The organism is Succiniclasticum ruminis DSM 9236, assembly GCF_900112895.1.
Classification (GTDB): domain Bacteria; phylum Bacillota; class Negativicutes; order Acidaminococcales; family Acidaminococcaceae; genus Succiniclasticum; species Succiniclasticum ruminis.
In genome coordinates, this window is sequence record NZ_FONL01000010.1 from 73,080 (window position 1) to 85,322 (window position 12,243).

Annotated in this window: 12 protein-coding genes; 5 read left to right on the top strand and 7 right to left on the bottom strand. The window is 50.2% G+C overall.

Annotation, left to right across the window (positions count from 1 at the left end):
- Nucleotides 1-47: 47 nt before the first annotated feature.
- From BM159_RS08020 to BM159_RS08030, 3 genes are all read right to left on the bottom strand, one after another.
- A complete protein-coding gene (locus BM159_RS08020) occupies nt 48-353 on the bottom strand; it encodes an HIRAN domain-containing protein (RefSeq protein ID WP_177205970.1) in 306 nt (101 codons plus the stop codon).
- A 464-nt stretch (nt 354-817) separates the two neighbouring features.
- Complete coding sequence (locus tag BM159_RS08025; protein WP_093913729.1) at nt 818-1,177, bottom strand: helix-turn-helix transcriptional regulator; 360 nt, start codon at nt 1,175-1,177, stop codon at nt 818-820.
- Nucleotides 1,178-1,232: 55 nt separating this feature from the next.
- The gene (locus BM159_RS08030; protein WP_093913730.1) at nt 1,233-2,003 is read right to left on the bottom strand and encodes a GspE/PulE family protein; all 771 of its coding nucleotides are present in this window, start codon (nt 2,001-2,003) and stop codon (nt 1,233-1,235) included.
- Nucleotides 2,004-2,512: 509 nt separating this feature from the next.
- Here BM159_RS08030 and BM159_RS11835 point away from each other — a divergent pair.
- Together BM159_RS11835 and BM159_RS08040 are read left to right on the top strand one after the other, a co-directional pair.
- Nucleotides 2,513-2,920, top strand: coding sequence for a hypothetical protein (locus BM159_RS11835; protein WP_143089414.1), 408 nt, complete (start codon nt 2,513-2,515; stop codon nt 2,918-2,920).
- Between the two features lie 26 nt (nt 2,921-2,946).
- Nucleotides 2,947-4,332 carry a type II secretion system protein GspD gene (locus tag BM159_RS08040; RefSeq protein WP_093913732.1) on the top strand — a complete coding sequence of 462 codons (1,386 nt, stop codon included), beginning with the start codon at nt 2,947-2,949 and terminating at the stop codon, nt 4,330-4,332.
- A gap of 83 nt (nt 4,333-4,415) precedes the next feature.
- Here BM159_RS08040 and BM159_RS08045 read toward each other — a convergent pair whose 3' ends face one another.
- The 3 genes from BM159_RS08045 to BM159_RS08055 all read right to left on the bottom strand — a co-directional run bounded on the left by BM159_RS08045 (nt 4,416) and on the right by BM159_RS08055 (nt 8,010).
- Nucleotides 4,416-5,597 carry a CapA family protein gene (locus BM159_RS08045; RefSeq protein WP_093913733.1) on the bottom strand — a complete coding sequence of 394 codons (1,182 nt, stop codon included), beginning with the start codon at nt 5,595-5,597 and terminating at the stop codon, nt 4,416-4,418.
- A 45-nt stretch (nt 5,598-5,642) separates the two neighbouring features.
- Nucleotides 5,643-7,013 (bottom strand): sodium:solute symporter family protein, encoded by a 1,371-nt coding sequence (locus BM159_RS08050; protein ID WP_093913745.1) that lies wholly within the window; start codon nt 7,011-7,013, stop codon nt 5,643-5,645.
- A 124-nt stretch (nt 7,014-7,137) separates the two neighbouring features.
- Nucleotides 7,138-8,010 (bottom strand): hypothetical protein, encoded by an 873-nt coding sequence (locus tag BM159_RS08055; protein ID WP_093913734.1) that lies wholly within the window; start codon nt 8,008-8,010, stop codon nt 7,138-7,140.
- Between the two features lie 254 nt (nt 8,011-8,264).
- Here BM159_RS08055 and BM159_RS08060 point away from each other — a divergent pair, with 254 nt between their 5' ends.
- The 3 genes from BM159_RS08060 (at nt 8,265) to BM159_RS08070 (ending at nt 11,874) form a co-directional block, all read left to right on the top strand.
- Nucleotides 8,265-9,302: a TAXI family TRAP transporter solute-binding subunit gene (locus BM159_RS08060; protein WP_177205972.1), complete on the top strand. Its 1,038-nt coding sequence runs from the start codon at nt 8,265-8,267 to the stop codon at nt 9,300-9,302.
- Between the two features lie 81 nt (nt 9,303-9,383).
- Entirely contained in the window at nt 9,384-9,887 is a 504-nt protein-coding gene (locus tag BM159_RS08065) for a DUF1850 domain-containing protein (RefSeq protein ID WP_093913735.1), read from the top strand.
- A complete protein-coding gene (locus BM159_RS08070; RefSeq protein WP_093913736.1) occupies nt 9,865-11,874 on the top strand; it encodes a TRAP transporter permease in 2,010 nt (669 codons plus the stop codon). Before BM159_RS08065 ends, BM159_RS08070 begins: the two co-directional genes overlap by 23 nt.
- Before the next feature lie 136 nt (nt 11,875-12,010).
- On the opposite strand, the gene BM159_RS08075 is transcribed toward BM159_RS08070, so the two are convergent.
- Nucleotides 12,011-12,243, bottom strand: a 233-nt coding sequence (locus BM159_RS08075) for a transposase (protein WP_177205971.1), incomplete at its 5' end; no start/stop codon positions are given.

The following is a 12,243-nucleotide window of genomic DNA, read 5'->3' on the forward strand; positions in this document are numbered from 1 at the left end:
AATACAGTTATCGAAATAATCTTTGTTATCATCTATACCACCCTGTATCATTTCACTTTTTTCTTTGTTATACAGCACAGCACGCCGTCAGCAGTCACATACAGTATTTTCCCCTCTGAAATTTTTCCAATCTTATCATACAGGCGTCCGGCGCTGAAGCTCTCTCCTATCGTAGTGTACGGGCTGTTGGCTACATAGCCGATTTTGTCCAGTCCCTTCATCATTACCTTAATGGCTTCATTGTCATACTCGTTATCCGGCTCTTTTACCAGGCGCACCGACATGCCTTTTTTCAAAAAAGCCTGCCCGTGATAATGCTTTGTTCCAGTGATAGTAAAGTACAGTTTCTTCATTCTACATTCCTCCGATCATAAGTTGGATTCATTTTTTCTTTAAAAATCCGGGGAAACCCGAGATTGCCTTCCCACTATATTAATTTTAAAAAATTTGTAGTCCAAAAGTACTCCCTCACAGAAGCAAAAACAAAAACCCTGCCAGCCCAGCTGTGAAGCGGGTTGCAGGGATTCGCTATTTTTGTCGTGTAAAATTTTACATCTATGTTTATTCTATACTCAACGCCTAATCAATAAAAAGTCCTTCACAGCTCGGCGATCCTGCTTCCAATGCAGGGGCTGCCATGAAGGACTTTTTTAGGTACTTCTCCCGGTCGTTTCCGGGGTATTGACCCGGGCGTAAAGGAGCAAGCACCTATTGAAGCAGACGCCACGATGCACAATGTGCCCCGCCGGCCCAACGTCCGAAACGACTCTGCCTTATTATTATAGAACATACAACAGAAGAAATCAAGCAGCAGTTACTATTCATTCTTCTTCCTGTACTCCGGCATCTGTGATAAGCCTTTCACTGCAGCAGCCGCCAGCGTCTGCCCTTGATCGTTCAAGTTCCGGAAGTCGGTGATGAGTTCCTTCTCCATCACCTGCCCCTCCTCATCAACCAGCGGCGGAAAAAATTCAGAGACGCCTGCACCCGTAATTTTCGCTATCATATATAATTGCGCCATGGACGGCTCCCGCTCACCATTTTCCCACGATGCTTCGGTGTTATGGGCAGCTTTTACCATTGATGCAAATACGTTCTGCGTCAACCGCATCCGCTTTCTATATTCCTTAATTTTGATGCCCATAAATATACGAACCGATTTATTGATTCTTTCCATTTCATTCCCCTCTATACTCTTTGTGTTCAATTTTTCTTGATTAAACTTTTGTGGTTTAATCTATGCAACATTTAGCGGTTCTATTCGACAATCTCCCCATATATTGTATTGGAATTGAGCTACCATTGTCCTGCCGCAAAATGGAACGCAGTCCGTTGGCAAAGGTCATTCCTGTTTTCGTATTAACCGCGACCTGGTTCACTCCCTCCATACGGTACTCGATGGGGTCTTCCACTGTGATGATGTTCCGTTCCGGCTGATTCAATTCCTTCAATGTTGCGTACAGCGTGGTAGTCTTTCCGCTGCCGGTAGGCCCTGTAATCAGAACCAGTCCGTAGGAAGCTTTGTACATAGTCCGATACAGGACCATGTTTTCCCCGGAAAACCCCATATCCTCCAGCCGGAGCTGATTCGCTTCCGAATCCAGCACCCGGATGACGATTTTTTCTCCCTGTATCGTGGGCAGGGAAGAAATACGCAGGTCGATCTTCTGCCCGCTGTGGGCAATCTGCGACCGTCCGTCCTGGGACTTCCGTTTTTCCGCTATATCCATGCCTGCCATCAGCTTCACACAGGAAATCAATGCCGCATGCCGTTCCATCGGAATCCTTTGTGCCTGCTGCAGCACGCCGTCAATCCGGTACCGGACCCGGTTCCGTTCCGTTCCCGGTTCCAGATGGATATCACTGGCCCCTGCTTCCAACCCCTGTACGATAATCCCGTCCAGCAGTCGCAAAACCGGTGCATCCTCTGCTTTCAGCCGGTATTGTAACAACAAATCATCTCCTTTTCCATTTTGTCCGGTTCCCTGAGAACACATTACCATGTTACCAGCCCTCTTATGATTTTTAAATATCGTTTAGAGGCATATCGTAAAATATTCGTGAAATTTTTTCCCTGTTTTTGGTAATTCTCCCGGCTTTTGTAAAAATCCGCATTAATCAGAAAACATTTTATGAACTTTTATGCAACCGCTTTTCTTTTCTCCCTGGCAGCGCTATAATGACATTGTTGTGGCAAAAGCAACGGCAATACAAACATTGCGTACGCGCTTTCAGGAGGAAACGCATGCGCGGCATTTTACAATTTTATAGATCTTTTTTCGGAAGCCTTACAGCCTTTATGGTTTTTTCTTTTTTTGTATCGGGATGTCACACCGGTGAGGAGCCGGTTTCTGTTACACAGGTCACGGTAAAAAAAGAAGCAGCCAATCGCAACCAGGCTGGGGAAATACAGGCTGACAGCATAGTGAAAACACGCAAAAAGAAACCAGAGACACCTGTTAATCACGGTGCCTCTGGTATTTTATTGCCTGAAAAACAGGCGAACAAAAACATGATATACGATTCCGTGCCGGACGATAAGAATCCGGATGCTGCCGGCCGGCGCGACCCTTTTGCCCTGCCTGCGGCATTGCAGAAACAACGGACCGTTACCCGGGGGAATAAATGTGTTACATCAGGAAATACTCATTTTGAGGCTCCCATGAAAAAAACTGCTGTACAGCAGTCCGCAACCCCTGCTGCTCCCGTTTCGCAGCAACCATACGTTACCGGCATCTTTGACAATGGAAAAGACAAACTCGCGTTGCTTCGCTGGAAGGCGATACAGGGAGCCTTCGGCTGCGGCGAATCCTTAGGGAACGGATATTACGTCAAAGAAATCACAGCAACGGCTGTATCGCTTTATCCGGAAAAGAGTGCTTCCGGCATGAAGCCCGTTACGCTGACATTACAACAGTAATGGTATCCAAAGGAGGATTTTAATAATTGAATATTCCATTCAAGTTGAATCTGTTTGATGTTTCAAAAGTTTTTATCACCATCTGTGCTTTTTTTCTCGCAATTGTCCTGGCAAAAACTGCCGGCGCCGAAGTTCCTGCCGGATTTTTATCTGCTGAATCCTTTACCCTCCAAGTAGAGAAACAGCATAACAGCAAACCCGGGTACAGGCCAAACGGGACTTCCCTGATTTCCCTGTCTGTAAAAGACGCCTCACTTAAGGAAATCGCGGCAGCACTGACAAAATTGTCAGGAAAAAGCGTGATTGCTGACACAAAGATTCAGGAACCGGTAACGTTGCAGCTGGAAAACGTTTCCCTGCATACAGCATTGGAAACCCTGGCTGCCGTACAGGGCCTCTCTTATACGGAAAACGGCAGTGTAATCCTCATATCGCGGGACGATACGCTGAAAAAACTATCCGCCGGTTTTTACACGTTTCCCCTGAATTACGCCAGAGCAGAAGATTTACAGAAACCGCTGTCCGCCGTCCTGAACACCGGAAAACTGGCAGCAGACGCCGGCAGTAACAGCCTGCTGTTCAACGGCAGCCCTGCCGAAGCCCGGAAGATCAAAGAAGCGTTACAGACTTTGGATAAGACTACCCAACAGGTCACGCTGGAAGCAAAAATCCTGTCCATCAGCCAGTCCGACGAAAAAAGCCTGGGGATACAGTGGAACTGGGACACATTGCCCCAATACAACAAGGAAAAACACGACAACACTGCTTCACCGGGAAACAGAGCTGCAAACACAGCCGATAAAGGACATCTGCGCCTGTGGCGCGGAACCGGTGCGCAGTTTCAGTTCAGCGCCACACTGAATGCGCTCATCACCAGTGGCAAGGCAAAGGTACTGGCAACCCCTTCCCTGATTACCCTGCCGGGAAAAGAAGCCAGCATATTTATCGGAAGTCATATTCCCGTGGTCACTGAAAAACACAATAATGGAGAGAGTACCTATTCCACCGAATACGTGGACGCAGGCATTAAACTGAAATATACGCCCATAGTCAGCGATGACGGTTATATCACGTCTGCAGTCCACACCGAGGTCAGCACGCCCACCCTCATCAGCGAACTGAAAAACTACCGCATCAACAGCAGGACCGCCGATACCAATGTACGCATGCGCAACGGCGAAACACTGGTAATCGGCGGCCTCATCAGCGAAGAAGAACAAAAACAGTTGCAACAGATTCCGTTCCTTTCCAAAATCCCTTTGTTAGGTTTTCTGTTCAAAAATCGTTACCGGAGTAAAAGCAAAACGGAAGTCATCATGCTGCTTACACCGTATCTGTCTGATGCCGGAACCTCGCCTGCAATTTACGGAAGCGGCGAAGCCGCATTACGCAAAACAGCGGACAGGTATTAAGCGTGTCGCTTATGCTCTCTTGCAAATAAAAAAGCGCTGCCTGAAAAGGATATTACTCCCGTCAGACAACGCCTTCTCAGCGTTTATTCTCTGTATTCAAATCCGCTGCTGTATCTCATGATCTTCCGCATCACCCGTTCCTTTTCCGCACCTTCCAGTACCACCGGCTGGTAATTATTGCAATAGCTTACGCCGGAAACGGATGCCGGGATGATCTTAATGTAATCGTCCGGCTGCAGCTTTCCGTTTACAAAAGTGAAGGTCTGCTGGAAAATCATGGTATCTTTGTCATCGGGATCTGTATTGCCGCCGAAACAGAAATTGGCCATGGAATACAGAATGTACTTCCCTTTGTATTTCTCAATTCCCTGAAGAACATGGGGATGACTGCCCAGCACCAGATCCACACCGTTATCGACCAGGTAATGGGCCATGGCAACCTGCGCCCATGTCTGCTCGTAGGTATGCTCCACTCCCCAGTGCATACAGGAGATGATAAGATCACATTTCTGACTTTTCAGATACGTCAGCGCCTTATCAATTTCGTGATAAAACTGGCATCCGTAATCCAGCAGCGAGAATAATCCGATTTTTACTCCGCAGACTTCTTTCACCAGATATTTATCGTGACCGAAATACGGGATGCCGATGCTGTCCAGTGCGGCCATGGTATCCAGATAGCCTCTTTCACCGAAATCATAAGTGTGGTTGTTGCCCAGGCTCACCGCGTCCACGCAGCCCTGCAACAACACGTTCTTGTACGCATCCGGTGCGGAAAAGTTAAACGTCTTTTCCATTTTTACCGGGTAGGAAGTAAAGGTTGTCTCCAGGTTGGCGATGGTAAAATCGTCTTCCCTGAATACATCCCTAACCTTCGCCAGATAGTAACCGTAATCTCCGTTGTTGCCTTCCAGATACGCATCAAAACGGTTGCCCCAGCTAAAACGGTCATCCCAACCGATGGTGCAGTCGCCTACGGCGGAAATTTTAACGGATTTGCGCACAATGGAGGGCGCCGGCGGTTTTGCAGGCAGGGTTGCAGTATCTTTGGCTGCAGGCTCCGTTTTCCCAGCCTGCGGCACATCCGCGTGCTGCGTTGCAGCTTTTAGGGATTTCAAACCCTGTTCCGCTTTAATACCCGGAACACGGCTCCCGGCCGCCTCCGCGCGCGTCACCCCTGTGACGTTACATACCGCCAGCAAAAGCAACAGCGCCATCAGCATCCTTTTGGCAGCGTTTTTAACAAAAACTGTTTTACATGACATAACCGTTCACCTTTTATTAATGCTATTATCAAACACGTTCCACTGTCATTCTTTCTTCGCCAGCATCCCCGGCAGCAACAGCAGAAAGCTCACCGCTACCGCCAGAAACATGGGTTTCACCGGTGTCTTCAGGAAGGTGGCGAGAATCGCCACCATCGTGCTGCATACCATGGAAAGCGCCACCCACCGGCCGCTGACGCATCCGGGCCGGAACACGGCCAGGGTGAGAGGCAGAAAGATGCCGCCGCCCCGGAGTCCCATGGATAGATAGTTCCAGAATAAAATCTGCGTATCCCGGAAAATGATGGAAAAGACGCAGCCGATGACCATGACCAGGACGCAGCTGCAACGGTTCAGCTTCAGCAGGGTGCTGTCGTTTTTAATCTGGAACAGGGGCGCCACAATGTCTTTGGATATGATGGTACCGATGCCCAGGGACTGGCCCCCGATGGAGCTGATGAGAGAAATGATGATGCCGCCCATGGCCATGCCGCCGATGAGGGCCGGCTGGTGATGCAGCAGATAGGTCGGCAAAACAAGCAGCGGCTGCACGCCCGGTTCAGCCACATGCATGTACATGCCGATCATGGCGCAGGGCAGGCCTACCGGAATGGCTACCAAAGCGGCGGCAAAGGCGCCGTACGCTGCCGTCTGGGGGTCTGTGGCGGAAAACAACGCCTGGATGTAGGTCTGGGTACAGATAATCCCCACAAACACGGACAACAGATTCGCCGCTGCGTTGCCGGTACCGTTCCCCAACAGACTGAACCAGGGGAAGTCCGGCAGCGCCGCACTGATGGCCGGGTCCGTATGGATGGCCCAGAACGCCGTGCCTCCTGCCACGAACAGGCTGGCAAACAGGATGAGCATCTTCAGGATGCCGCCTACCCCGGCGCTCTTCATGCCGCCGAAAAACACGTAACTGGCTACCAGCAGCATTAAAATCAATGCCGCCGTCCAGACGGAAACGTCAAATACGGCGCAGATGATGCCAATACCCGGAAGGCAGCTGGACACCACGCTGAAGAAAATCCCGATGGTCGTGACCCAGCTGGCGATGGAACCGGCGGTCTTCCCGTAATTCAACACCAAATACTGGGAGATGGTCTCCAACCCTGTTTTGCGCAGGGGACGGGCATATAAAAAGCCCATGACAATAAAGGTAATGCCACTGGACAGGGTGAACCACCAGGCGGAAAGGCCTATGGTGGAAGCCATCTGGGCCGTGCCTACGGTAGCCCCGCCTCCGATGACGGTACCGGCAATGCTGCCTGCTACCAGAGGAAAGCTGGCACTGCGCCCGCCCAGACTGTAGCCTTCCGCGCTTTTTACCGCCCGGGCAACATAGATACCGCCAAAAATAACAACCGCAATGGTCAGCAGCATGATAATTAAATGAAGAAATGTAATATCCAAGGACAACGAAAAGGCCTCCAAACTATGCTAAGAGCAAACGCAATGATAAGATTATGAATAGAAATACAGCCAGTCCCGGCGCACCGATGCGAACCTTGCGGCAGGATGCAGCCACAGGACGGACCTACCCTTTTTTCCCATCTGCTTTCTTGTATTCAAACGGTTGATCCGCAAAATCGACAACGTTCATGACGGCACGGGGCTCGCTGAAGTAATACCGTTCTTTTACCCGGAACACCCGGCCGTCTTCCAGCAACAGGTCGGTATAAAGATGCTGGCTGGTACGCAGCCGTGTAAACACGCTGCCGGAAGGAAGCGTTTCTTCTTTCCCTTCCGCTGCGTCTGCATTGGCAAAAATCAGGACCCGCGTGTCTTTCGTGGTCACCAGCTTTTCTTTCCGGTCTGCTGACGTACAGTAACGGTACCCCTCCGGGTCTTCATTAGGCGTTGGCTTGCCAAGCTTTCCCACATGATAGCGAAGCTCCGCCGCCGCAGGTCCCAGCACGTTGATGCCGATCCGGACCGGCAGGTTTTTCGGATCCTTCGGTTCTTCAAAAAAGTGCAGCTGGGCGTTATCAGCGCCTTTCACGCTGTTGGTGTCGGAAAGCTCAATAAAATTCAGGTCGCCTGCCCGATCCCCGTAAATATACAGGTAATCTTTTCCGTTGGAATGGATCAGATACGGAACTCTCTCTTTGGCCCGCAACAGACGGGCTTCCCTGTCAATTTTATTCCAGATCAGATGAGAGGTCCCGTTATCAAAGACCAGGTCGTTTTTTAACGTCAGGGAAAAGGGAAACCGGTCCCTGCCTCTTACGATGGTGTACTCCTGGTTTGCTTTCAGTTTCACCACAAACTCTTCCGGCTGGGACGCGTAATCAAATACGATGGGCTTGTCCTGGGCGCAACCGAAACTGCCAAAAAGGAATAACGACAACAGGCAGACAGATAACAGATTTACGGAACGGACGGAATGCTTCCTTAACGTTTTTCTCATCTCTTCGCCTCCTGTATTGTATTAATTTTAACAAGTATTATAACACGAAAACGGAATTTAATTAAGAATACACAAAAAAACAATTTGAGAGTTACACAACTGTCATTAAATATGTTATAATTTGATTGGTAATATGCTTTTCGCTGACACTGGAAAAGTGGGTTCCATGTATTAATCCCGGTGCCGGTTAATAAAGCAGCAGGACCTGACTCAATTAAAATCACATTTATGTGAAAAGGGGGAAGAAAATTATGATGAAAAAAGTGTTAAGTGCAGCTATGATCGCAGCTCTGGCTTTGAGCGTTGCAGCCTGCGGCGGCGGAGATAAAAAAGCTGACGCCCCGAAAGACGGCGCTAAACCGGCTGCTACCGCGGCTCCGGCCAAAGTTGACCGCAGCAAAGAATTCATTACCGTACTGACGGGTCCCACCAGCGGAATTTACTTCCCAATCGGCGGCGCTTTCTCCAAGGTTGTAGGTGAAATGGGCTACAAGACCAGCGCTACGGCTACCGGTGCTACCGGCGAAAACATCAACGCCATCCTGACGGGCAAGGGCGAACTGGCCATTGCCATGTCCGACTCCGTAATCCAGGCTGTGGAAGGCTTCGGCGCTTATGAAGGCAAACCGAAAGCCACCGACCTGCGGGCTATGATGGGCCTGTGGCCGAACGTGGTGCAGATCGTAACCACCACTGACTCCGGCATCAAATCCTTCAAAGACATTAAAGGCAAGAGAGTCGGCGTAGGCGCTCCCAACTCCGGTGTAGAACTGAACGCCCGCATGATCTTCGAAGCTAACGGCATGACCTACAAAGACGCCAAGGTTGACTACCTGTCCTACGGCGAAGCCATCGACCAGATGAAGAACGGCCAGTGCGACGTTGCCTTCGTAACCTCCGGTCTGGGCAATGCCACCATTAAAGAACTGGGCACCACCAAAAAGATCGTGTTCGTTCCGGTAGAAGGCGAAGCACTGAAGAACCTGACCAAAAAATATCCGTTCTATGTAGAATGGAAGATTCCGAAAGCTACCTACGGCACGGATGCCGACACCACCACCGCTGCTGTTATGAACATCATGCTGGTTTCCAAGAAGCTGCCGGACGCTGTTGTATATGACCTGCTGGACGGTTTCTACTCTGAAAAGGGCCTGGCTACCATCGGCGCTTCCCATGCAACCGCAAAACGGGAGATCAAACTGGATACCGCGCTGCGCGGCCTGAAAGGCACTTCCGTACAGCTCCATCCGGGCGCGGAAAAATTCTACAAAGACAAAGGCATCCTGAAATAATCGGAACGCACCGGTACAGTTAAATCGAACCGTGTATACAGTTAAATCGAACCGTGTAATTTAAAATCAGAGAAATAACAAATGAAGAAAAAATACTTAACGCTGTTTGCCGTATTTTTTCTTGTTCTCGCTTCTTTGTTTGTGTTCAATGAATATTCGGCACAGACCGTGCTCCGGATCTACGATTATCAGACCAAAGAAATTTATGTTGAAGTACCAGCCAAAGAGGGCGACAAGCTTTTCTTTGGCTGGATTCATTCCTGGGAGAAAATCCCCTGGCACGAATATTACCATATTGACGCCAGCCACGATCTGATTCTGGACACCATCGCCTTCCCCGCTTTCGGGGCCGGCATTCCCGAGAACAAGGGAACCAGGGTCTGGATCAAGGACGGCATGATCTATATGGGTAATATCAACCAGGTATTTCACGAGTTTACCTGGATCAATTCACATTTTGCCACCCGCGACATCAAGCTGAATGGTCAGCTCATCGCCCGGGGGGCAACCCTTCCCGAGCATACGCGTGTCAATCTGGCAATTGTGAAAAGGAGGTATTTTGATGGAAGAGAAAAACATCAATAATACTGGAAACGACAATTCCGCAACGGAACATGAATTTTTGGACAAGAAGACCCAGCAGGAACTGGAAGCCAAGTCGCAGGAAATCGTGAAGAAACTGGATAAGGAATCCGCCACCCGGAAATTTACGGGCAAAATGGCAAAATTTTTCTACATCCTTTGTCTTCTGGTTTCCGGATATCATCTGTACACTGCGTCTTTCGGACCGCCGGTCACCCTGGTACACCGTTCCCTTCATGTGGCAATGATTACTGCCATGGGCTTTTTGATGTATCCCTGCTTCAAGAGCTCCGACCATTCCAAGCCTTCCATTATCGACTGGATCCTGGCCCTGCTCTGTTTCACGGTCCCCTTCTATATCTGGAACGATTATCTGGGCGTTGTGGAACGGGCCGGCAATCCCAACCAGACAGACCTGATCATGGCTACCCTGCTGGTGGTGCTGGTACTGGAATGTTCCCGCCGGGTCACAGGCAATGCCCTGACAGTCCTGTCCATCATCTTCATTATTTACGGGCTTTTCGGCCGTGAATTCCCCGGCATGTTCATGCACCGTGGTTATGACTGGCCTTCCCTGTCCAACCATTTCTTTGCCAACACAGAAGGTATCTACGGTACGTCAGTAAGCGTAGCCGCCAGTTACATCTTCCTGTTCATTCTGTTCGGCACGGTCATGCACAAGTGCGGCATGGGGCAGTTCTTCAACGACATCGCCCTTGCCCTGGCCGGTCACACCAAAGGCGGCCCCGCCAAGGTTGCCGTCATCGCATCCGGTTTCCTGGGCTCCATTAACGGTTCCGCCGTGGCCAACGTAGTAACCACGGGCGCCTTCACGATCCCCCTTATGAAGAAGACCGGCTATTCCAAAGAGTTCGCCGGCGCGGTAGAAGCCTCCGCCTCTGTAGGCGGGCAGCTGCTGCCTCCCATCATGGGCGCCGCGGCCTTCATCATGGCGGAAATGATCAGCGTGCCCTACTCCAACATCATCACCTGGGCCGCTATCCCGGCTCTGTTGTACTACCTGAGCATCATTATCCAGGTACACCTGCGGGCCTGCAAAGACGGACTCACGGGCCTGCCCAAAGACAAACTCCCCAAGACAGGAGATGTTATGGCGAAGCGCAGTCATCTGCTGATTCCTGTATTTTTCCTGCTTTATATGCTGTTCTTCTCAGGCACGACGGTTATTTTCTCTGCGGTGCTGACCATCCTGGTTACCATCCTGGTATCTTTTATCCGGAAAGAAACCCGTATGTCCCTGAAAGACCTGCTGGATGCCCTGGCTGACGGTGCGAAGCAGACAGTTTCCGTAGCCGTTGCCTGCGCCTGCGTAGGCATCATCATCGGCGTATGCTCCAAAACCGGCTTCGGCCTCACTATGGCCAACACCATCATTTCCCTTGGCAAGACCAGCATCCTCTTTACCCTGATCTTTACCATGATCACCTGTATGATTCTGGGCATGGGTCTGCCTTCTATCCCGGCCTACATCATCACGGCCACCATCGCGGCCCCGGCCCTGTCAAAACTGAACATCCCCGTAGGCGCAGCGCATATGTTCTCCTTCTACTACGCCATGTTCGCCAACCTGACCCCGCCGGTCGCCCTGGCTTCCTTTGCGGCTGCCGGGCTTTCCGGAGGCAATCCCATGATGACAGGCGTGGCTTCGGTAAAACTTGCTATCGCCGGTTTTATCGTGCCTTTCATGTTCGTGTACTCGCCCCAGCTGATGCTGATCAACACCACTCTGGCGGAAGGTCTGCTGACGGCCGGCACTGCCTGTGTAGGCGTGTTCCTGATTGGTACTGCGGTAGAAGGTTATGTTTATACTTTCATGCCCGTCTGGCTGCGTGTAATCGCGGCTGTAGGGGCGTTGCTGCTGATGAAACCCGGTTTTGAAACCGACATCATCGGTGTGGCTGTGCTGGCTCTGGTACTGTTCCTGCAAAAGAAACGGCAGAAATCGGAACAGAAAAGCCAGGGAGTTTGAACTTTAACTGAAAATCCCTTAAACAAAATCGCTTCCACCCCTTCAAGGGGTGGTTCGCTTAGCCCTATAAGGGCCCAACACAGGCCAGCGCCTAAATGACGCTGGCTTTCACTTTGTTCAAGCCGCAGTGGTATGACTACTTGCTACCCTTAAAAGGGTCTTCGTATTCTTTACTGAATAACGAATCTTCCATTTGATCCATCTTATCCTGTTCCCGGATATATTTCTGTATGGTTTGCGCATTCAGCCCTACCGTACTAACGTAATATCCGGTTGCCCAGAATTTTCGATTTCCAAATTTATATTTCAGATTCGCATGTCGTTCAAATATCATCAGTGAACTTTTTCCCTTTAGATACCCCATGATAT

What these genes read in the sequence shown, in the direction of transcription:
- BM159_RS08065 (WP_093913735.1), top strand. Translation starts at nt 9,384, where the DNA reads ATGAAGAAAAAATACTTAACGCTGTTTGCCGTATTTTTTCTTGTTCTC.
- BM159_RS11835 (WP_143089414.1), top strand. Translation starts at nt 2,513, where the DNA reads ATGATATACGATTCCGTGCCGGACGATAAGAATCCGGATGCTGCCGGC.
- BM159_RS08025 (WP_093913729.1), bottom strand. Translation starts at nt 1,177, where the DNA reads ATGGAAAGAATCAATAAATCGGTTCGTATATTTATGGGCATCAAAATT.
- BM159_RS08030 (WP_093913730.1), bottom strand. Translation starts at nt 2,003, where the DNA reads ATGGTAATGTGTTCTCAGGGAACCGGACAAAATGGAAAAGGAGATGAT.
- BM159_RS08070 (WP_093913736.1), top strand. Translation starts at nt 9,865, where the DNA reads ATGGAAGAGAAAAACATCAATAATACTGGAAACGACAATTCCGCAACG.
- BM159_RS08060 (WP_177205972.1), top strand. Translation starts at nt 8,265, where the DNA reads ATGAAAAAAGTGTTAAGTGCAGCTATGATCGCAGCTCTGGCTTTGAGC.
- BM159_RS08045 (WP_093913733.1), bottom strand. Translation starts at nt 5,597, where the DNA reads ATGTCATGTAAAACAGTTTTTGTTAAAAACGCTGCCAAAAGGATGCTG.
- BM159_RS08020 (WP_177205970.1), bottom strand. Translation starts at nt 353, where the DNA reads ATGAAGAAACTGTACTTTACTATCACTGGAACAAAGCATTATCACGGG.
- BM159_RS08055 (WP_093913734.1), bottom strand. Translation starts at nt 8,010, where the DNA reads ATGAGAAAAACGTTAAGGAAGCATTCCGTCCGTTCCGTAAATCTGTTA.